We start from the raw sequence: 21,044 nt of genomic DNA, 5'->3' as shown, positions 1-21,044 counted from the left end.
GATAGCAATTGCGCAGTACCGCCCATTCTGGGATATTCGCAAATGTGAAATATTCTCATTAGAGCCCCATGACCACTTCTCCCCGGTTACTTCTCGTCGAAGACGACTTCAGGCTGCGCCACGATCTCGAACAGCACCTGCTGCAACGCGGCTTTGCCGTCACCAGCTGTGTCGATGGCATTCAGGGGCTGCGTGCCTTGCAGGGCGAGCGCTACGATCTGGTGCTGCTCGACATCATGCTGCCCGGCATGGACGGGCTGGCCCTGCTTGAAGCCCTGCGCCAGCAGCAGGACGTACCGGTGATGCTGATGTCGGCGCTAGGCAACGAGCAGGACCGCATCACCGGGTTCACCCGCGGCGCCGATGACTACCTGCCCAAGCCTTTCAGCCTTGCCGAACTAGACGCCCGCAGCGATGCCCTGCTGCGGCGCATGGCCATGTTGCAGCGCCCGCCGCCGTCGCCGTCCAACCCGTTGCTGAGCTTCGATGAGCAGGCCCGGGACGTGCTACACAACGGCCAGAGTGCAGGCCTGACCCACTCCGAATTCCGCCTGCTGATGACCCTGCACGCACATGGCGGCGAGCCCTTGAGCAAGGCATTTCTCTACCAGCAGGTGCTGCACCGCATCTACACCCGGCTGGACCGTGGCCTGGATGTGCATGTGTGCAATGTGCGGCGCAAGCTGGCAGCCATTGGCGCCCGGCATCTGCAGATCCAGGCCGTGCGTGACCAGGGCTATATCCTGGTCGACATGGAAAAAACCTGATGCGTCGCCATCCCTTGTTATGGAAACTGGCCCTACTGCAAATCGCCTTCTGCCTGCTGCTGACGTGGATCATCTGGATCTGGGGGGTGTCGGCCGAACGCCGTACCTACTTTCTCTCGGCTGCTGACCAGCAGTACCTGGCCGACTATGCACAGCAGGCTGAGGGCATTTGGCACAGCCAGGGCACGCCCGGGCTGGCGCGTTTTACCGAACAGCTGGCGGCCAGCGAGGGCACCTGGGTAACCGTGCTGGGGCCAACCCTGCAAAGCCTGAGCAATACCCCGCTCAACGCCGAAAACTATCGCCAGCTGACCTTTATGCGCCAACTGAACTGGCCCATGAGCCGACGCCTGCAGGACGAGTTGCCCTATGTCAGCATCCCCTTTCCAGGGCAGCCGGAGCAGGGCCAACTGGTGCTGCAGTTGCCCGAACGGCTGTTGCCCGGCGGCCTGACCCCCTGGACCCACGTCCTCAGCCACGGCGTGATGCCAACCCTGCTGGCCGCCCTGCTGGGGCTGCTGATCTATCGCCATCTGGTGCTGCCGCTCAACCGTTTGCGTGACCGCGCCGACGCCTTGCGTGCCGATGACCTGGATAGCGAAGCACCCTCGCCGCTGATCGAACGCCGGGACGAACTGGGCGAGCTGGCCCAGGCCTTTGAACACATGGCCGGGCGCTTGCGCCAGAGCCTCAACCAGCAGCGCCTGCTGCTGCGCACCCTGTCCCACGAACTGCGCACCCCGCTGGCGCGCCTGCGCATCGCCCACGACAGTCATCTGCCCGTGGAGCAAATGCGCCAGCGCCTGGACCGGGAAATCGACGATATGCAGCGCCTGCTCGAAGACACCCTCAACCTGGCGTGGATGGACACCGAGCGCCCGCAACTGGCCAGCGAACCGGTGCTGGTGCTGTCGGTGTGGGAAGCCCTGTGTGAAGACGCCTGCTTTGAAAGCGGCTGGCCAAGTGAACGCCTGCCCTGCCTGCTGGGCCTTGATTGCTGTGTGCAGGTACACCTCGACAGCCTGGCCCAGGCCCTGGAAAACCTGCTGCGCAATGCCATTCGCCATTCACCGCCCGGCGCCAAAGTGACCTTGAGCGGCTGGCGTGAAGGTGATGCCTGGCACCTGTGCCTGAGCGACCAAGGCCCCGGCGTCGACCCGCAGGACCTGGCCAGCCTGTTCGTGCCCTATCAGCGCCTCAAGGGTTCGATAGGCGAAGGCTTCGGCCTGGGCCTGGCGATTGCCCAGCGTGCCGTCGAACTGCAACAGGGTCGGCTGTGGGCGAGCAATGGCGAGCCAGGGTTGTGCATGCATATGCTGTTGCCAGCTGCGCGCCCCCCTGACTGAAACAGAAAACCCTGTGGGAGCGGGCTTGCCCGCGATGCCGCCAGCGCGGTTCAACAGGCAAACAGCGGCGATCCCATCGCGGGCAAGCCCGCTCCCACAGTGAAGTGTTTAGAAAGTTAATGCGCTTTACTCTCAATTAGCAGTCATTATCATTCGTGATCTTCCTGTATCAGGCTGTCCCGGAGATCACTCGATGTTGCAACAAGCGCTGCGCCCTATCGCCCCCTTCGTTCTGTCCAGCTGCTGCTTGCTGGCCAGCTCCGTGCATGCCGCCAGCGCTCTGGAGCTGGAAAACACCAACGTGGTCGCCACGGCCCTGGAAGAAACCAAACAGGCCCCGGGCGTGTCGGTCATCACCGCCGAAGACATCAAGAAACGCCCGCCGGCCAACGATCTGTCGCAAATCATCCGCACCATGCCCGGCGTCAACCTCACCGGCAACTCCACCAGCGGCCAGCGCGGCAACAACCGCCAGATCGACATTCGCGGCATGGGCCCGGAAAACACCCTGATCCTGGTCGATGGCAAGCCGGTCAACAGCCGCAACTCGGTACGCTACGGCTGGCGCGGCGAACGCGACAGCCGTGGCGATACCAACTGGGTGCCGGCCGATCAGGTAGAAAGCATCGAAGTACTGCGCGGTCCGGCTGCAGCCCTCTACGGCAACGGTGCGGCAGGGGGCGTGGTGAATATCATCACCAAACAGGCCGGGGCCGAAACCCACGGCGACGTCACGGTTTATTCCAACTTCCCGAGCCACAAGGACGAAGGCGCCAGCAAACGCGTGAGTTTCGGCCTCAACGGCCCGCTCACCGACAACCTGAGTTATCGCGTGTACGGCAATATCGCCAAGACCGACCCCGATGACTGGGATATCAACGCCGGCCATGAATCGGCCCGTACCGGCAACCAGGTCGGCACCCTGCCCGCCGGCCGCGAAGGCGTGCGCAACAAGGATGTCAACGGCCTGCTCAGCTGGCGCATGACCCCGCAGCAGACCCTCGACTTCGAAGCCGGCTACAGCCGCCAGGGCAACCTCTATACCGGCGATACGCAAAATACCAACAGCAACGCCTACGTCAAAAGCCTGCTGGGCCACGAGACCAACCGCACCTACCGCGAAACCTACGCCCTGACCCACCGTGGTGAATGGGACTTTGGTAACAGCATGGCCTACCTGCAATACGAAAAAACCCGCAATACGCGGATCAACGAGGGCCTGGCAGGCGGCACCGAAGGGATTTTCAGCAATGGCGACTTTTACACCGCAGTGTTGCGCGACCTTACCGCCCACGGCGAGATCAACCTGCCGCTGCACGCAGGCTACGACCAGACCCTGACCCTGGGCAGCGAATGGACCCAGCAAAAACTCGACGACCCCAGCGCCAACACCCAGTCCACCAGCGAAGGCGGCACGGTCGCGGGCCTGAGCAGCAGCAACCGCAGCACCGCGTCCTCAGCACAGATTTTCTCGCTGTTCGCCGCCGACAATATCGAGCTGCTACCGGGCACCATGCTCACCCCGGGCTTGCGCCTGGACCATCACAGCGTGGTCGGCAACAACTGGAGCCCGTCGCTCAACCTGTCCCATGCCCTGACCGACACCGTCACCCTCAAGGCCGGTATCGCCCGCGCCTACAAAGCGCCGAACCTGTACCAGCTCAACCCCGATTACCTGCTCTACAGCCGCGGCCAGGGCTGCTACGGCCAGAGCACCAGCTGCTACCTGCAAGGCAACGCCGACCTCAAGGCCGAAACCAGCGTCAACAAGGAATTGGGCATCGAGTACAAGGACAACGGCGTCGTCGCTGGCCTGACTTACTTTCGCAACGATTACAAAAACAAGATCGAGTCCGGCCTGAGCCCCATCGGCAATGCCGTGGGCGGTACCGGCAGCTACGCCAATGCAGCGATCTATCAATGGGAAAACGTGCCCAAGGCCCTGGTCGAGGGCCTCGAAGGCACCCTAACCCTGCCCCTGGCGGCGCAAGTGACCTGGACCAACAACTTCACCTACATGCTGCAATCGAAAAACAAGCAGACCGGTGACGCCCTGTCTGTCACGCCGCGCTATACCCTCAACTCCATGCTGGACTGGCAGGCCACCGACGACCTGTCGTTGCAAGCGAGCGTGGCCTGGTACGGCAAACAGACGCCGAAAAAATACGATTACCACGGCGACCGAGTAACCGGCACCGCCAACAACCAGCTCTCGCCTTATGCCATTGCCGGCATCAGCGGCACCTACGCCATTACCGCCAACTTGAGCCTGACCACGGGTATCGACAACCTGTTCGACAAGCGCCTGTTCCGCGAAGGCAACGCCCAGGGTGTGGCCAATATCGCCGGGGCCGGTGCGGCGACGTACAACGAGCCGGGGCGCACGCTCTACACCAGCCTGACCGCGTCGTTTTAAAGCATAACGAGATCACCTGATGAGAAACCTCACCCTGCCCCTGGCCCTGCTGCTTGCCCTGGCTCTGCCGGGGCAAGCGGCCCAGGCCCGGCCAGCGCCTGACCAGCCGATGGACACCCGCCTGCTGCAACGCACCGACCTGGACTACCGCTTCAGCCGCTTGCTGATCGACTCGGCCGACGGCCAGCGGCACTATCAGCTGTGGATCGGACGGCCCAACGGCGCGCCGCCGAAAAGCGGCTACCCGGTGGTCTGGATGCTCGATGGCAATGCCGCCGTCGGTGCACTGGATGCCGACTTGTTGCGAGACCTTGCCCGTGGCAGGGCACCGTTGCTGGTCGCCATCGGTTACCGCACACCGCTGCGCATCGAGCGTACGGCCCGCACTTACGACTACACCCCGAACAGGCCCGGCGTTGCGGAGCAAACCGACCCGCTGACCGGGTTGCCCAGTGGTGGCGCGGACGAGTTCCTTGACCTGCTGCGCGATCGCCTGCGCCCGGCGGTGACGGCCAAGGCGCCGCTCAACCTGCAGCAGCAGACGTTGTGGGGTCACTCCTACGGCGGTCTGCTGGTGCTGCACGCCCTGCTTACCCGCCCCGCTGAATTTGCCCATTACGCAGCGGCCAGCCCGTCGCTGTGGTGGACCGATATCCGCCCCGGTGCCGGCTTCAAGCAACGCATGAACGGGCACAAGGCCGATTTGCTGCTGATGCGCGGCACGGCCGAACCCGGCAACCCGCGTGGCCCGAGCAACGACGAGCCAGACAGACTGATCCGCCAGTTGGCGGGTGAACTGAGTGATATCCCGGGGCTGGCGGTTGACTATCAGACATTCGACGGCATGGGCCACGGCGAAACCCTGTCGGCGTCATTGCGGCGGGTATTGCAGAACTTGTAGCTGCTGGCGGCCCAGCCAACTTTTGTGGGAGCGGGCTTGCTCGCGATGGCAGCGCCTCGGTTGGTCTGGCAGACTGCAGCGCCTGTATCGCGAGCAAGCCCGTTCCCACAAAGTATGGGGCGGTGTCCATCTACCCTGGAAGTTTACGTGTTTGAATTAACCAGCTATCTGGGCCTGTTCCTCGCCGCATTCGGCGCTGCATCGCTGCTGCCCATGCAATCCGAAGCCGTGTTGGTCGGTATGCTGCTGTCCGGTAAATACGTCGCCCTGACGCTGCTGGCAGTCGCCACCCTGGGCAATGTGCTGGGCTCGGTATTGAATTGGCTATTGGGCCGTTCAGTCGAGCGATTTCGGCACAAACGCTGGTTCCCGGTCAGCGCGCAAAAGCTCGACAAGGCCCGGCATTTCTATCTGCGTTATGGGCGCTGGTCACTGCTGCTGAGCTGGGTGCCGATTATCGGCGACCCGCTGACCATGATCGCCGGGGTCATGCGCGAGCCGCTGTGGCGTTTCGTGCTGATCGTGACCCTGGCCAAAGGCGCCCGCTATCTACTGCTGACAGCGGCCACCCTGGGCTGGTCTTAGGCCACGGCGGGGATCACACCGGTTCTGCGGCGATGCGGTTTTCCATCACCGGCGGGTACTCTGGCAGCCAGGACAGCGGCATCAATTGGCTGTATTTCTGATAGAAACACGCCTGAATACGTCCGCGAATCTGCTCAAGCTGTTCAATCAACCCTGTCAGTGCCAACTGTTGCGAAACCAGGCGGACTTCATCCTCGGCGGTATCGCTGTCAGGTAACCGGATCGCCTGCAGGGCTATGGTTTCACTGAAATACGCAGGTACCCGCCGGCCATTGCGATACAGCTGGTTCTCGGCGCGGTAACACTGCACAAGCCCGGCCAGAATCATCTCGGCCTTGTTCAAACCACTGGCCAGACGCGGTTTCACATTGCGTTTTTCGTCCAGTGCCGACTGGTAACTGACCAGTTGCTCATTGCACGCCAATACATCCGCTTCAAGCTTCTCAAGGTACTCGCCCTTGAGCGCCAGCAACTCGTTGCGCACATCGGCAATTTCATCCTGATAAACACTCAAGGCTTCATTGCGACGCTTTTGCTGTTTGCCAAAACCACCGTGGTTTTGTGCCTTGAACGCACACAGTTCGGCCTCACGCTCCCGTGCACTGTATTCCAGGCGCTGCAAGCGGACTGCGTAATCACTCACCAGGCTGTTGGCTGCACGCTCGAAGTCTTGGTCAACATGCACGCAGTTGCTCACCATACGGGTGATATCCAGTGTATCGAGGCGCTTTTCGATCAAGGCGATCCATGACTCGGCCCAGGCCAGGGCCTTGTCACGTTCCGATTCAAGCGTGACGCGGATCTTTTCTTCGACAGCCGTCAACCGGGTGGCTTCCACAGGCGGATAGCCCTGTTGCCCGTGACGCCGGGCTTGCTCAATGATATTGAGATCACGCTTGAGGCTTTCGAACTCGGGCGCTGTCAGCAATGGCTTGCCTGCGCGCTCATGCGTGCAGCCAGCCTGCCCCAAAATATTCAACAACCTTTTGAATAACTGCATGGTGTTCGCTCCGCTAAACCCTTGATCTCAATAGCCGGCACTTCAGATGAGCATCATCATGCCAATGCCTTTGCATAACAACAACAGCTTAGTAGCACTTTGCTATCTGCGCAGGCAAAACCGTTGAAAAACAGCGCTATGGCGAATGATTCCTGATGCTAAATCTATAAATTGACAGCTCTGTCAACTTATTAAAAGTTCATTCAGGCAACCCTGCGCCGCCATCACCCTTCAAGTAAATGACTACAAAATTTGTGAAATACGCCGCTTTTAACCGCAAATATGAGTTTAGTTTCGATATTAAAAAAAACAAAAAAATACACAAAATCTGAAATCAAAATGAAACAGCACCCCTCTACCTTTGCAACCTGTCACTTGAGACAGGTTTTGCACGCTTTACGCTCTGGCAAACCACAAGTGAGAAATCTGAACGGATGGTCAGCTTTTATGACCCCCTCTGTGGACTGGAGTGCATGTGATGCGAAGCTGGGAAGAACCTAAGAAAAAACGCCTGCATATCGAGATCATTCCGATGATCGACGTCATGATGTTTTTGCTGGTGTTTTTTGTGTTGATCAGTCTCAACGTGATCCCGGCACTCGGCATCAAGACTCAGTTGCCCGGCGCCGCCCACGCCCAGCAGCTCAAGCCGCAAAACAAGGCAGTGATCACCCTGGGCCTGCAAGACCGCCTGCAACTGGATGGCCAGGACCTCAACCAGAACGATCTGGTGGCACAACTCAAGGCCATGGAAAAACCTGACGAGAAGATGGTGATCATCCTCAATAGCGATGCCGGGGTTGAAGTGGCACGCCTGGTGAGCGTGATGGATGTGCTCAAGGGCAGCGGTTTTTCTTCCGTTTCCATCGCGACCCGGAAGCTGTAGGCCATGTCGGTTTTTTTCAAATCACGCAAAGCCATCGCCTGCCTGCCGGCCATTTGCCTGCTGGCCGTCGCGGTGCACAGTGCAATGAACACGGACCTGAAGATCACGCCCAAGTACGACGACAGCAGCGTCGAAGTGGCCCTGATCGACCTGGATGAGTTGATGCCACCGCCACCGCCGCCTGAACCCGAGCCCGTAGAGGTCGTCGAGCTGCCGCCGCCCGTCGAGGAAGTGGTCGAGGCTGTGGTGATCGAACCGCCGCCACCACCCAAACCCAAGCCACCAGCGCCAAAACCGCCGCCCAAGCCCAAACCGCAAGTGGCCAAGGCCGCGCCGCCGGCCAAAACACAAGCCGTGGTGCAAGCTCCCGCGCCGGTGCCAGCACCCTCCCCGGCCCCGGCCGCCCCGGTAGCACCCGCTCAGCCGGTAACCCAGGCCCCACGCGCCAACCCGGCAGACCTGGAGAGCCGCTATATCGCACGGTTGCTGGCGGAGCTGGAGAAATACAAGCAATACCCGCGAGGTCGCGAAGCGTCACTGCAACGCCCCCAAGGCAATGTGGTGGTGTGGTTGCTGGTTGACCGCAGCGGCAAGGTGCTCGACTCGGGCATTGAAAAGAAGGCGACCAACATGCTGCTCAATCGCGCCGCACAAACCAGCTTGCAACGCCTCGACAAAGTGGTGCCCTTCCCCGAGGAAAGTTTCTCGGGCAAGGACAAATACCGTTTCAGCGCCACGCTTGTATACAACTTGGAACCATAACTAAAAGCATTTCAGCTCTGACACTTACGCTTAGGGGAAACTGTTTTGAAACTCAATACTTTATTCGCAACGCTACTGGCCGTTGGGGTTGGCGGCTGGACGCTATCTACGCTGGCGGAAGATACCGTTGATATAGGCAAGGTCAATGTCACCGGGCAGAGTCTGGGCAATGGCCTGATGGTCGAAGAAGACAGCGCCAAGGGCCGCTCCACTGTAACCAAAGAGGCGATGGACGAAATGGCACCCACTGCCAACGCCATCGACAAACTCAAGTACACCCCCGGCATCAACGTCTCCAGCACCGACGCCTCGGGCGTGAGCGGCACCAGCTTCACCATGCGCGGGATGAACTCCGATCAGGTCGGTGTGTCCTCGGACGGTATCCCGATCAACGATTCCGGCGACTATGCGGTGTATGCCAACTTGCTCGGCGACCCGGAAAACCTCGGTGAAGTATTCGTCACCCAGGGCTCTTCGGAAATCGACGGCCCGCATATCGGTTCCAGCGGCGGCAATATCGGCCTGGTGACCATGCGCCCGACCAAAGACTTCGGCGTCTTTGTCAAACAGTCAGTCGGCTCCAACAGTTTGAACAAATCATTTGCGCGAATTAACACCGGCGATCTGAATGGTTTTAAAACCTTTGTTTCGGCCTCCCATACCGAAGGCGAAAAATGGCGCGGCAAAGGCACCGTGCGTGCCGACCGGGTTGAATGGAATACCTTGTTCGAAGATGGCAATGGCAACTCGACCAATGCCATCTTTAAATACAGCACCCAGGAAAACTACAACTACAACACCCTGAGCAAGGCACAGTTCCAGAAGTCTGGCCGCGGCCTCGACTATGCCGAAATCCCGATCTACAACAGCAGCGGCAAGCTGACCCAGTACTACAAGATCAACCGCAACCCGTTTGAAAACGCCTCGGCGTCCCTGACCCAGCGCTTTCAGCTGCGTGACGATCTGGCGCTGACCATAGCGCCTTACTACTTCTGGTCCAATGGCGGCAGTTTCAGCGGCCAATCGGCGACCGGGCTGTCTTCTACCAGCGACAAGGCCGGCAACTTCGACCTCAGCGGGCTGGCCTACGACACCTACTACCGCCCTTCATGGACAGAGAGCTGGCGCCCGGGCGTGACCACCAAACTGAAGTGGGATTTCAACGAAGCACACAGCATCGATGTCGGCTACTGGTACGAACGCGCCCGCCAGCGCCAGACCCAGCCTTTTATTAGCATCACCGAAAACGGCACGCCGGATGATATCTGGGGCGATTACAACAGCGGTAACCAGCTCACCGACAAAAATGGCGCCACCGTCCAGGGCCGCCATCAGTACACCGTCACCCCGGCACAGAAAATCTGGGCCCAGGACGTGTGGACGGTCACCCCTGACCTGACCCTCACCGGCGGCATTGCCTACCAGTACGTCGAACGCGACGGCAACAACCTCGGCAGCCTGTACAGCGCTCCCGAAAAACGTGACGCCAGGTACCACGAGTTTTTGCCCAACTTCAGCGCGCGTTATCAGATCAACGAGCAGAACCAGGCGTTCTACAACGTCACCCGCAATATGCGCACACCGCCCAACTATGTGCTCTACAACGCCGGCGATTCGATCAGCCTGGCGCCGGAGCTGAGCTGGAACCAGGAACTGGGCTGGCGTTTCACCCAGGACGACATGCTGCTGAGCGCCACCCTGTTCCATATCTCGTACAAGGATCGCCAGCTGTCGACCACCAATGCCGACGGTGACTACGAAATGCTCAACGTCGGCAGCGTGGTCAACAAGGGCCTGGAGCTGGAGTGGAGCGGCCTGCTGCCCTACAACTTCAACTATTACACCTCCTATACCTACACCAGCGCCGAGCAGCAGGACGACGTGACCACGCGCAACAAGGAACTGCCCACCTCCGGCAAGCAACTGGCCAACGTGCCGAAAAACATGCTCAACGCCAGCCTGGGTTACGACAACAAGCGCTACTACGGCAACGTGGCCGCCAAGTATGTGGGCAGCTACTACGGCGACCTGACCAACGACCAGGAAATCTCCGGGCGCACCACCTTCGATATCAACGCCGGGGTACGCCTGCCGGTGGACAAGAAGATCCTCAAGTCGGCGGCCATTCGCGTCTCGATGCTCAACGTGTTTGACAAGGAATACCTGTCATCGGCGCGCACCGTGGTGCTCAACGCCGCACCGGTCAACGGCGTCAGCGCCGCCACGCCGTACTACAACGTCGGTGAAGAACGCACTGCGATGGTCTCTTTCGAAGCCAGCTTCTGACCCCCGCACCCGGGCCTGCCAGCACGGCAGGCCCGGGCCATGAACGTATTTAGAGGACACCCCGAATGAACATGAACCTGCTCCACGACATCACCTTCTACGTCATGTACGGCGCTGCGGCCCTGGCCGCGTTTGTGGTCGTCGAACGCTGCATCTTTTTCAGTTACTCGCTGCGCAAGGCACGCCAGTTGCTCCCGGCAATCAACGCCCGGGTGCGCAGTGTCGATGACCTGCCAAAGGCCCTGACAGAACGCGACAGCCTGCCCCTGCAACTGGTCTCGCAGATCTACGACGGGCGCCGTCACCTGCACTCGCATCAGGAGCTGGAAGACCTTGCCCAGGCTATCTATATCTCGATGCGCGGGCGTCTGTCGCACAGCCTGTGGATCCTCGAAGCGGTGGTGGCCGGCGCGCCATTGCTGGGTTTGCTCGGCACCATCATGGGCATTATCGATACCTTCAAGGCCCTGGCTGAAGCCGGGGTGTCCGACCCGGGTGAAGTGTCCCGCGGCATCGGCACGGCGCTGTATGCCACCGCACTGGGGATCGCCATCGCACTGGTGGGCATGGTCTTCAACAGCCACCTGCAGGATCGCCTGGAACTGATCAACGATAACCTCAAGATGCTCCTGCTGCGCGCGGGCATTGGCACGCAATACGTCGCCACGACTGCGCCCGACGCCGTACACGTCGGCCAGCCGCGTACCGCCTGACCCACTTCGAGGAGCCCCCATGTCCAATGTACTTTCGCGCTTGCACAGTGCCAGCCTGGTCATCCCGCTGGCGCTGGTGCTGGGTGCCTGCCAGCAGCCGGCCAAACCGGTCGATGTAAATATTGCCGCGATCAACGACTTTCACGGCAATCTGGCCGCCACCCCGTTCACCTATGCCGATGCCACGGCGCCGACTGGCAAGGTGTCACTCAAGGCCGGGGGCATCAACGCCCTCAGCGGGGTGGTTGGCGAACTGCGCAAACAGGACCCGCAACTGCTGTTGATTGGCGCGGGCGACATGATCGGCGGCAGCCCGCCGATGTCTTCGATGTGGGCCGATGAACCGACGCTCGAAGCCCTCGGCGAACTGGGGCTCAAGTTCAGTGTGGTCGGCAACCATGAACTGGATCTGGGCAAACTGGAGTTGCAACGCCAGATCAATGGCGGCTGCGTGTCGCCGCGCCCGGACAAGGCCTGCCAGTTTGACAACAACTACAGCGGCACGCGCTTCCCCTATATGGCGGCCAACCTGATCGACGCGCAAACCGGCAAACCACTGTTGCCCGCCTACCGTATCGAGCAGGCCAACGGCGCCAAAATCGCCTTTGTCGGCGCAGTGTTGCGCGACCTCCCGGCCTATGTCAGCCAGCAGAGCATGGACGGCCTGTACACCATTGACGAGGCCGAGGCGATCAACGCGCAACTGCCCGAACTGCGCAAACAGGGGGTGGATGCCGTGGTCGCGGTGATCCATCAGGGCGGTGAAACCGCCGAACGCTTCGACCAGCAGGATTGCAGCCAGCTCAAGGGCGATATCGTCGACGTGGCCAGGCGTCTGGACCCGCAAATCAAAGTGGTGGTCACCGCCCACACCCACCAGGGCTACCTGTGCCGCCTGGGCGACAAGCTGATCACCCAGGGCAGCTCGTTCGGCCGCCTGCTGACCCATATCACCCTCACCGTGGACCCGGTCAACCACCAACTGCTCGATGCCAAGGCACAAAACATCGTGGTCGACCCCGCGCGCTACCCGCCGCTGGCGGAAATTGCCGCATTGCAGGCCGATATCGAAGCGCGCAGCAACGCACACCTGAACAAGCCGGTCGCGCGCATTGCCACCCGCGAAATCACCCGCACCCTCAACGACGCCGGCGAGTCGGCCATGGGTGACCTGATTGCCGACGCGCAACTGCACGCCACCCGTGCCCTGGGCGCAGACGTGGCATTGACCAACCTGGGTGGGATCCGCACCGACCTGATACTCGAACCCGGCCAGCAACACCTGACCTATGGCCAGGTAGCCTCCGTGCAACCGTTCAACAACACCCTTAACATTCTTACCCTCAGCGGCGCCCAGCTCAAGCAACTGCTGGAACAGCAATGGCAGAACAACGGTTTCGGTTTTTACCCCTTGCAACCATCGGCCTCCCTCACCTATCGCTGGGATGCCAGCAAGCCCCAGGGCCAGCGAATTCTGGCCGACAGCCTGAAAATCAATGGCAAACCGGTGTTGCCCGAGCAGCGCTACCGGGTCACGGTCAACTCGTTTATGGCCGGTGGTGGCGACAACTTCACCGTCCTCAACCAGGCCAGCCAGCGGGTAGATACCGGCCTCAACGATCTGCAGGCACTGGTCGATTATCTGCAAGCCCGCGACCATACCGGCCAGCCTGCCGGAGCAGGCGGGGCGCAACAACGGATTGAAAAAGTTGGCCAGGCCCTGGCTGACACCACCGCGAGCAACGGCCCATGAGCCGCAGCCCTGAAGCACAGGCGCAGTTCGAACGCCTGTTGCCCGAAGCGATCGCCGCCGCACGCGCGGCCTGGTGCCCGCACTCGGACTTCCCGGTGGGTGCGGCATTGCTGACCCTTGATGAGCACATCATCCGTGGCTGCAATGTCGAAAACGTTTCCTATGGCCTGACCAACTGTGCCGAACGCAGCGCCCTGTTCAGCGCCATTGCCCAGGGCCATGCCCCCGCCAGGTTCAAGGCGATGCTGGTGTATGCCCCCAAAGTGGCGCTGATCGCCCCGTGCGGTGCCTGCCGCCAGGTCATGCATGAACTGATGAGCGCTGGCTGCCCGGTGTATTGCGTCGGCCACGATGCGACGGCCGCCCGCGACTGGACGGTCGAGCAATTGCTGCCCGGTGCCTTCGGTTTCTGAACCGCTGCGACCTTGATGCGCAACAGACGGGAATATGCTCAATGAGCTTTATTGGAGTGGTGGTTTTGATTGTTCTGGCGGTGCTGTTGTCCAGTAACCGCCGGGCGATCAAGTTGCAGACCGTAGCCGGGGCATTCGCATTGCAGGCAGGCCTGGGGGCCTTCGCCCTTTATGTGCCGTGGGGCCAGGCAACTCTGGCTGCAATCAGCGATTCGGTGGCCCTGCTGCAAGACTATGGCAACGAAGGCATCAGTTTTGTGTTTGGGCCATTGGCAGGCAGCCAGATGAGCGAAGTGTTTGGCAGCCAGGGCTTTGTGTTTGCGATCAAGGTGCTGCCGCTGATTGTGTTTTTCAGCAGCTTTATCGCCATCCTCTATTACCTGGGCATCATGAGTGTGGTCATCCGCGTGATCGGCGGCGGGTTGCAGCGCGTACTGGGCACCAGCCGTACCGAATCGATGTCGGCCACGGCGAATATATTTGTCAGCCAGTCCGAAGCGCCCATTGTGGTGCGCCCGTTTCTGGACGGCATGACCCGCTCCGAACTGTTTGCAGTCATGGTCGGTGGCATGGCCTCGGTCGCAGGTTCGGTGCTGATCGGCTACGCCAGCCTCGGGGTAGAACTAAAATACCTGATTGCCGCCAGCTTTATGGCCGCCCCCGGCGGTTTGCTGATGGCCAAGCTGATGGAGCCGCAAACCGCTGTACCGCGCGACAGCTTCAGCGATATCGAAATCTACCCCGACGACAAACCCGCCAATGTCATCGACGCCGCCGCACTGGGGGTCAGTAACGGCCTGCAACTGGCCCTCAATGTGGGCGCAATGCTGCTGGCCTTTATTGCCCTGATTGCCCTGCTTAACGGCATCCTGGGCTGGGTGGGCAACTGGTTCGGCTTTGCCCACCTGAGCTTGCAACTGATCCTGGGGCATGTGTTTGCGCCGCTGGCTTTTGTCCTCGGTGTGCCGTGGAGTGAAGCGATGGTGGCAGGCAGTTTTATCGGCGAAAAACTGGTGCTCAACGAGTTCGTCGCCTACGTCGATTTCGCGGCCTATCTTGACCCGGTACAAGCCGCCGCCAAAGGCATCCAGGTGCTGTCGGGGCCCACCCAGGTGATCGTCACTTTTGCCCTGTGCGGTTTTGCCAACCTGTCGTCGATCGGCATCCTGCTGGGCAGCCTGGGCGTCATGGCGCCCTCCCGGCGTCAGGATATCGCCCGCCTGGGCCTGCGCGCCGTGATCGCCGGGACCCTGTCCAACCTGATGAGTGCTGCGTTGGCAGGGGTGTTTATTTCCCTGTGAACCCAATCCCGTCTTGAGCCACTCACAGCACAGGCTGGCTCCCACCATCAAAAAACGGTATCCCGGATAAGCACCTATGATTATTTTGCGTAACCCGCTGTTGATCGCCCTTGGCGCCCTGTTTTTGAGCGCCTGCACCCACCACACCGAACCTCAGGCCGCGCGCGTCTCGCTGATGACCTGGAACGTCGAAAACCTCTTCGACACCGAGCACGATGCCGGAAAAGAAGACTTTGCCTACCTGCCCCTGAGCGTGAAACGCGCCCACCCGGAGTACCTGGCCAGCTGCGCCAAAATCGAAGTCCGGGCGTGGCGCAAGGAATGTGAAGAAAACGACTGGACCCAGGCCTTGCTCGACGAAAAGCTCAAGCGCCTGAGCGCAGTGATCAAGCAGATCGACCAGGGCCGCGGCCCGGACATCCTGATGCTCAATGAAGTCGAGAACATCGCGGTGATCGAACAGCTCAACGCGCGCCTTGAACAGTCCGGCTACCAGACCCGCGTGCTGATCGAAGGCCAGGATGAACGCGGTATCGATACCGCCGTGCTTAGCCGCCTGGCGCAATGGGACAGCGCCCGCCTGCACACTGTGCCCTACCAGGCGCTGGGCAATGACGACCCGGCGCGGGTCAGTAAAACCCGGGGTATTCTCGAAGTACGGCTGTTGTTGCCCGACGGTCAGAAGGCGGCGATTTTCTCCCTGCACCTGCCCTCCGGCGGCGCCCCGGGCTACCTGCGCCAGCAGGCCGTGACCTACCTGGCCCAACTCAAGCGCGAGCTGCCCGCCGATGTGCTGCCCATTGTCGGCGGCGATTTCAATATCAATGCCGGCGAAGAACAACAGCACGGCTATATCGCCAAAGACCTGGCCAGCACCTGGGCGGTGTCCCAGTTGATCGGCTGCGAGGGTTGCAAGGGCAGTTACTACTACCACAGCAAACGCGAGTGGTCGTTCTTCGACATGCTTCTGTTCCCACCGCAAATGACCAGCGCCAGCGGTTTCAACGGCTGGCAGGTCGACCCGCAGAGCATTCGCCTGGTCCATCAGAGCCCGTATCAGGTCAACCGCTGGGGCTCGCCGGCGCGCTTCGATGGCGGCCGTCGCGGCGAAGGCGTTTCAGACCACTGGCCGTTGTACGCCGAGATCTTTCGCAACGGCAATTGATCTATGCTCACTGTCTGCCTCGCACCTCATCGCCTTAAGTCAGGAACCCGATGACCAACCCCAAAGTAAAGATCCGCCGCAAGAACATAGAGAAGATCCTGCTGGCAGCCGAGAAGGTGTTCGCCGAGCAGGGCTATGCCGGAACCAAGATGGCCGATATCGCCCAGCAGGCGCAGCTGCCGCGCTCCAACCTGCATTATTACTTTTCCACCAAGGACGAGCTGTACCGCGAAGTATTGGTCAACCTGCTGGATACCTGGGAGCTGGAAGGCGCGTGTTTCGAGAATTTCGACGACCCGCGGGTGGTGCTCACCAGCTACATCATGGAAAAGATGAACCATTCACGTACCCGCCCCTATGGCTCCAAACTGTGGGCCAACGAAATCATGCGCGGTGCGCCGCTGTTCCAGGACATGCTCGACGAGCACATGGCCAAGGGCGCCAAACTCATGGAGCTGAAAATACGCCAGTGGGTGGACGAGAAACGCATCAACCCGGTCGAGCCCTCGGCGCTGTTGTACATGATCTGGGCCTCGACCCAGCACTATGCCGACTTTGACTATCAGGTCTGCGCCCTCAACGGCCATCAGCCGCTGTCCGACCAGCAGTTTTATCAGGCGACACAGACCATTACCGCCGTGATTCTGCGCGGCGTGGGGCTGAGCCTGTAAACATTCTGCTGCCGATCAAGGGCTCTTTGTAGCAGCTGACTCGCGGAGCGAGGCTGCGTCCGGCTGCGTAGCGGCCGTGAAGCCAGGGAGTCGGGTCCAACTGGCACACCGCAAGCGTCTGGTTTTACGACTGCTGCGTCGCAGTGGCGCACCAAACCGGACGCAGCCTCGTACTACTCGTCAACTGCTACAGGTGCAAGCGTAATCCGGGTGTGAATTCGATAGCCGCAGTCGATCGCAGCCTCGCACGGTTCGTCAACGACTACAAACTGCAACGGTCCTGTTTTGGTGGTCAGCGCTGCATGCCCCAGCGCTTGACCGTGACCCGTTCCAGGGTATCGAACACCAGGTTCTCCACCAACAGGCCAATCAGGATGACCACCGCCAAACCGGCAAATACCTTGTCGGTGTAAAGCTCGTTGCGGTTCTGGAAGATGTACCAGCCCAGGCCACCCTTGCCGCTGGTGGCACCAAATACCAGTTCGGCTGCGATCAGCGTGCGCCAGGCAAAGGCCCAGCCGATTTTCAGGCCAGCGAGAATCGAGGGCAGCGCCGCCGGAACAAGGATAAACAGCACAAAGCGAATCCCCTTCAACCCGTAATTGCGCCCGGCCATGCGCAGGGTCTCCGACACCCCGAGAAATCCTGCGTAGGTGTTCAGCGCCAGGGCCCAGAGCACCGAATGCACCAGCACGAAGATCAGGCTGTTCTGCCCCAGGCCGAACCACAACAATGCCAGCGGCAACAGGGCAATGGCCGGCAGCGGGTTGAACATCGAGGTCAAGGTACTCAGCAGATCACGGCCCAACTGGGTGGAAACCGCCAGCGTCGTCAGGGCAAACGCCAGCACGATGCCGATCAGGTAGCCCTTGAGCAACACCACCAGGGAAATACCCACCTTGTTCAGCAACTCACCGCTGATCAGGCCGTCATACAGCGCACTGGCGGTTTGCAAAAACGTTGGCAGCAGCAAGTCGTTGTTTTGGTAGCGGGCCACCAGTTCCCACAGCACTGCCAGCACGATCAGGATCAGGCTCTTGCGCAACCAGCCCTGCTGCCACAGGCGCTGGCCCAAGGGCAGTTCACGCTCAAGCGGTACGCTCAGCAAAGGCTCCAGGACCACTTCATATTCCTGGCGTACAGATGATGATTGGCTCATCGGGCAATCCTCCACGGCTCAATAAGCGATACGGATATCGGCGAAGTTCAATGGTTGTTCGCCGCTGCCGGCGTCAGCTTCATCGAACAGCAAGCGATGGATGCGCTGCGCCGTATGCTGAAATTGCGCACCGCCAAGGCTGTGCAGGTTGTATTGATGGCTGTTGATCTCGGCCCGCACCCGTCCCGGATGCGGCGACAGCAGCAGGATACGGTTGCCGACCACCAGCGCTTCTTCGATGGAGTGAGTGACAAACAGCAGGGTAAAGCGCACCTCCTCCCAGAGCAGCAGCAGTTCTTCCTGCATCTTGCGTCGGGTCAGGGCATCGAGGGCGGCAAAGGGTTCGTCCATCAACAGGATTTTCGGCTGCATGGCCAGGGCCCGGGCAATGGCCACGCGGGCCTTCATGCCACCGGACAAGGTATGCGGGTAAGCATCGGCAAACGCGGCCAGGCCGACCTTGTCCAAATAATGCAGGGCCCGTTCCTCGGCCTCGCGCCGTGGCAGGGTTTTCGACACCAGTAGCGGGAACATCACGTTTTGCTTGACGGTTTTCCAGGGCGGTAGCTGGTCGAACTCCTGGAACACCACCATGCGGTCCGGCCCCGGCGCCGTCACAGGCTGGCCTTGCAGACGGATCTGCCCTTCGCAGGGGGCATGAAAACCGGCCACGGCCTTGAGCAATGTCGACTTGCCGCACCCCGAAGGACCCAGCAGGATAAAGCGGTCGGCCGGATCGATTTCAAAACTGACCTGATGAGTCGCCCGCACCACACGCTGGGGCGTGCGGTACTCGAGACTGACCCGGTCGACCGACAACAGGGCTGGCCCTGTTGCGCTCAAGTGGCTGGCCGTGTGGCCTTGCACGCAGGCATTCATGATTGTCAGCTCCCCTGCAGCGGTTTTGCGTCCTGGAAGAAGTAATCCTTCCAGGAATCAGGTTTGTTTTTGATTGCCCCCACGCGGTACAAAAATTCGGCCAGCGGGTAGGTGTTTTTCGGCGTCACGCTGAACTCGTACTGCGGGTTGTCGATGATTTTCAGCAGCTCGGCGCGGTCGATATTGGCCTTGGTCACCCGGATATAAGTGTCCGCAGCAGCACCCTTGTCGTTCTGGGCAAACTCGGCGGCTTCAGCCAGGGCCTCGACAAAAGCCTTGTAGGTTTTCGGGTTGTCGTTGCGGAATTTCTCGGTGGCAAACAGCACCGTTGGCGAGTTGGGGCCGAGCAAGTCGTAGGTGTTGAGCACCACATGCACGTTGGGGTTTTTCAGCGCCTGATCCTGGAACGGCGGGTTGGAAAAATGCCCGCTCAGCTCCGTGCCACCGGCGATCAGCGCAGCGGTGGCATCCGGATGCGGGACGGCGATGGTGTATTTGTCCAGGCGGTTGAAGTCCTTGTCGCCCCACTGTTTGGCAGCCGCGTATTGCAGAAAGCGCGACTGCACTGAAACGCCTACGGCCGGTACCGCGATACGGTCTTTTTCGGTGAAGTCGGCGATGGTCTTGACCTGCGGATTATTGCTCAGCAGGTAGTACGGAAAGTTGCCCAGCGAGGCCACGGCCTTGACGTTCTGCTTGCCGTGGGTGCGGTCCCAGATGGTCAGCAGCGGGCCGACCCCGGCCCCGGCAATATCGATGGAACCGGACAACAAGGCATCATTGACTGCAGCACCGCCGGACAACTGAGTCCAGTCGACCTTGATATCGATGCCCTCCTCCTTGCCGTGCTTTTCAATCAGGTTCTGATCGCGCACCACATTGAGCAACAGGTAAACAATGCCGAACTGCTCGGCAATCCGGATTTCACCTTCGGCCCGGGCGACATTCGGCGCCACAAGGCTGCCGGCAAGCAGGCTGATACTCAGACCCAGACTTGCGGCCACGGTTTTGAACGATGCGGGCATGGCAATGCTCCTTGAAATGAGTCAATCAGAAAGGCGCGTTGCCCTGGATGGTGGTGCGATAGAGCTTGCGGCGCAGATGGGCTGGGCATCCGGCGGCGAGATGGATCAGCGAGCGGTTGTCCCAGAACACCAGGTCATGGGGCTGCCACTGATGGCGGTAGATGTTCTGCTCCAGCACGCTGTGGGCGTAAAGCTCGGCCAGTAACTGGCGGCTCTCGTCCTCGGGCAGGCCGACAATGCGAGTGGTAAAGCCTTCACTGACAAACAGCGCCTTGCGGCCGTTTTCCGGGTGGGTACGCACCACCGGGTGTACCACCTCGTTCACCTGCGCCAGTTGCTCCGGGGTCAGGGTCGGGCGCCAGTTGCCTTCGAATTTTGTTTCGCTGTAGCGCGCCGTATACGAATGCGCGGCCGAGCGCCCTTCAACCGCCTTGCGCAAGGTTTGCGGCAAGCCGTCCCAGGCTTTGTGCATATCGGCAAACAGGGTATCGCCGCCCTCTGCGGGCAGCTCCTGGGCATGCAGCATCGAGCCCAGGCTTGGCAGTTCTTTATAAGACAGGTCCGAGTGCCAGAATTTACCCGCATCGCCCAGGCCGATGGACTGACCGTTCTCAATGATGTTGGAGACGATAAGAATTTCCGGGTGACCGGTCAGCAAAAACTGCTTGAGCACATGGATCTGCAAGATGCCGAAGCGACGGCTGAAGTCGATCTGCTGCTGCGGGGTAATGCGCTGGTCACGAAACACCAGAACGTGATGTTCCAGATGAGCGCGATGGATACGCGCAAAGTCCTGGTCACTGACCGGCAGCGCCAGATCCAGACCGATGATCTCGGCTCCCACGGCGCCGTTGAACGGGCGGATGTCGAAGGCTTGAGGGGCGATGCTCAGGGCAATCGCAGAGGCAGACGGTGCAGACATAAATCACTCCCACGCAGAGCACGCCCAATGGCGCGCTGATCGATCAGAAACTCACGGAGGCTCCGTGCTGGTTCATTTCGTGCGGCGCGTCGAT

19 protein-coding genes are annotated in these 21,044 nt (G+C 60.6%); 14 read left to right on the top strand and 5 right to left on the bottom strand.

Annotated elements, in window-relative coordinates; genetic code table 11:
- Positions 1 to 68: 68 nt before the first annotated feature.
- The 5 genes from BLU25_RS02160 to BLU25_RS02140 all read left to right on the top strand — a co-directional run bounded on the left by BLU25_RS02160 (position 69) and on the right by BLU25_RS02140 (position 6,015).
- Positions 69 to 767 carry a response regulator transcription factor gene (locus BLU25_RS02160; protein ID WP_016780724.1) on the top strand — a complete coding sequence of 233 codons (699 nt, stop codon included), beginning with the start codon at positions 69 to 71 and terminating at the stop codon, positions 765 to 767.
- Positions 767 to 2,113: a HAMP domain-containing sensor histidine kinase gene (locus tag BLU25_RS02155; protein ID WP_083369497.1), complete on the top strand. Its 1,347-nt coding sequence runs from the start codon at positions 767 to 769 to the stop codon at positions 2,111 to 2,113. Before BLU25_RS02160 ends, BLU25_RS02155 begins: the two co-directional genes overlap by 1 nt.
- Positions 2,114 to 2,306: 193 nt before the next feature.
- Positions 2,307 to 4,529, top strand: a complete 2,223-nt coding sequence (locus tag BLU25_RS02150) for a TonB-dependent siderophore receptor (protein ID WP_083369496.1) — start codon at positions 2,307 to 2,309, stop codon at positions 4,527 to 4,529.
- Positions 4,530 to 4,548: 19 nt separating this feature from the next.
- Positions 4,549 to 5,430 carry an alpha/beta hydrolase gene (locus BLU25_RS02145; protein WP_016780720.1) on the top strand — a complete coding sequence of 294 codons (882 nt, stop codon included), beginning with the start codon at positions 4,549 to 4,551 and terminating at the stop codon, positions 5,428 to 5,430.
- A gap of 147 nt (positions 5,431 to 5,577) precedes the next feature.
- The gene (locus BLU25_RS02140) at positions 5,578 to 6,015 is read left to right on the top strand and encodes a YqaA family protein (protein WP_016780719.1); all 438 of its coding nucleotides are present in this window, start codon (positions 5,578 to 5,580) and stop codon (positions 6,013 to 6,015) included.
- A 13-nt stretch (positions 6,016 to 6,028) separates the two neighbouring features.
- Here the strand turns inward: BLU25_RS02140 and BLU25_RS02135 are convergent, their stop codons facing one another.
- Positions 6,029 to 7,015 (bottom strand): hypothetical protein, encoded by a 987-nt coding sequence (locus BLU25_RS02135; RefSeq protein ID WP_016780718.1) that lies wholly within the window; start codon positions 7,013 to 7,015, stop codon positions 6,029 to 6,031.
- Between the two features lie 478 nt (positions 7,016 to 7,493).
- Between BLU25_RS02135 and BLU25_RS02130 the strand changes: the two genes are divergently transcribed.
- The 9 genes from BLU25_RS02130 (at position 7,494) to BLU25_RS02090 (ending at position 16,965) form a co-directional block, all read left to right on the top strand.
- Positions 7,494 to 7,901 carry an ExbD/TolR family protein gene (locus tag BLU25_RS02130; protein WP_016780717.1) on the top strand — a complete coding sequence of 136 codons (408 nt, stop codon included), beginning with the start codon at positions 7,494 to 7,496 and terminating at the stop codon, positions 7,899 to 7,901.
- A gap of 3 nt (positions 7,902 to 7,904) precedes the next feature.
- Positions 7,905 to 8,663: an energy transducer TonB family protein gene (locus BLU25_RS02125; protein WP_016780716.1), complete on the top strand. Its 759-nt coding sequence runs from the start codon at positions 7,905 to 7,907 to the stop codon at positions 8,661 to 8,663.
- 45 nt (positions 8,664 to 8,708) lie between these two features.
- Positions 8,709 to 10,949, top strand: coding sequence for a TonB-dependent receptor family protein (locus tag BLU25_RS02120; protein ID WP_016780715.1), 2,241 nt, complete (start codon positions 8,709 to 8,711; stop codon positions 10,947 to 10,949).
- A 65-nt stretch (positions 10,950 to 11,014) separates the two neighbouring features.
- Complete coding sequence (locus tag BLU25_RS02115; protein WP_016780714.1) at positions 11,015 to 11,662, top strand: MotA/TolQ/ExbB proton channel family protein; 648 nt, start codon at positions 11,015 to 11,017, stop codon at positions 11,660 to 11,662.
- Positions 11,663 to 11,681: 19 nt separating this feature from the next.
- Positions 11,682 to 13,415 carry a bifunctional metallophosphatase/5'-nucleotidase gene (locus BLU25_RS02110; RefSeq protein ID WP_016780713.1) on the top strand — a complete coding sequence of 578 codons (1,734 nt, stop codon included), beginning with the start codon at positions 11,682 to 11,684 and terminating at the stop codon, positions 13,413 to 13,415.
- Positions 13,412 to 13,828, top strand: coding sequence for a cytidine deaminase (locus tag BLU25_RS02105; protein ID WP_016780712.1), 417 nt, complete (start codon positions 13,412 to 13,414; stop codon positions 13,826 to 13,828). Before BLU25_RS02110 ends, BLU25_RS02105 begins: the two co-directional genes overlap by 4 nt.
- A 41-nt stretch (positions 13,829 to 13,869) precedes the next feature.
- Positions 13,870 to 15,129: a NupC/NupG family nucleoside CNT transporter gene (locus tag BLU25_RS02100; RefSeq protein ID WP_016780711.1), complete on the top strand. Its 1,260-nt coding sequence runs from the start codon at positions 13,870 to 13,872 to the stop codon at positions 15,127 to 15,129.
- A 76-nt stretch (positions 15,130 to 15,205) separates the two neighbouring features.
- Positions 15,206 to 16,294 (top strand): endonuclease/exonuclease/phosphatase family protein, encoded by a 1,089-nt coding sequence (locus BLU25_RS02095; RefSeq protein WP_016780710.1) that lies wholly within the window; start codon positions 15,206 to 15,208, stop codon positions 16,292 to 16,294.
- Between the two features lie 50 nt (positions 16,295 to 16,344).
- Positions 16,345 to 16,965, top strand: coding sequence for a TetR/AcrR family transcriptional regulator (locus BLU25_RS02090; RefSeq protein WP_016780709.1), 621 nt, complete (start codon positions 16,345 to 16,347; stop codon positions 16,963 to 16,965).
- Positions 16,966 to 17,257: 292 nt separating this feature from the next.
- Here BLU25_RS02090 and BLU25_RS02085 read toward each other — a convergent pair whose 3' ends face one another.
- From BLU25_RS02085 to BLU25_RS02070, 4 genes are read right to left on the bottom strand one after another with little or no spacing between them, the layout of a single operon-like run.
- The gene (locus BLU25_RS02085) at positions 17,258 to 18,124 is read right to left on the bottom strand and encodes an ABC transporter permease (protein WP_029611387.1); all 867 of its coding nucleotides are present in this window, start codon (positions 18,122 to 18,124) and stop codon (positions 17,258 to 17,260) included.
- Positions 18,125 to 18,142: 18 nt separating this feature from the next.
- Positions 18,143 to 19,003 carry an ABC transporter ATP-binding protein gene (locus tag BLU25_RS02080; protein ID WP_016780707.1) on the bottom strand — a complete coding sequence of 287 codons (861 nt, stop codon included), beginning with the start codon at positions 19,001 to 19,003 and terminating at the stop codon, positions 18,143 to 18,145.
- Positions 19,004 to 19,008: 5 nt separating this feature from the next.
- A complete protein-coding gene (locus BLU25_RS02075; protein WP_016780706.1) occupies positions 19,009 to 20,028 on the bottom strand; it encodes an ABC transporter substrate-binding protein in 1,020 nt (339 codons plus the stop codon).
- A 25-nt stretch (positions 20,029 to 20,053) separates the two neighbouring features.
- Positions 20,054 to 20,950, bottom strand: a complete 897-nt coding sequence (locus BLU25_RS02070) for a TauD/TfdA dioxygenase family protein (protein WP_016780705.1) — start codon at positions 20,948 to 20,950, stop codon at positions 20,054 to 20,056.
- Positions 20,951 to 21,044: the final 94 nt, after the last annotated feature.

This window comes from Pseudomonas fragi (assembly GCF_900105835.1).
GTDB classification, from domain to species: Bacteria; Pseudomonadota; Gammaproteobacteria; order Pseudomonadales; family Pseudomonadaceae; genus Aquipseudomonas; species Aquipseudomonas fragi.
This window is presented reverse-complemented; position numbering and strand designations above follow the sequence as displayed.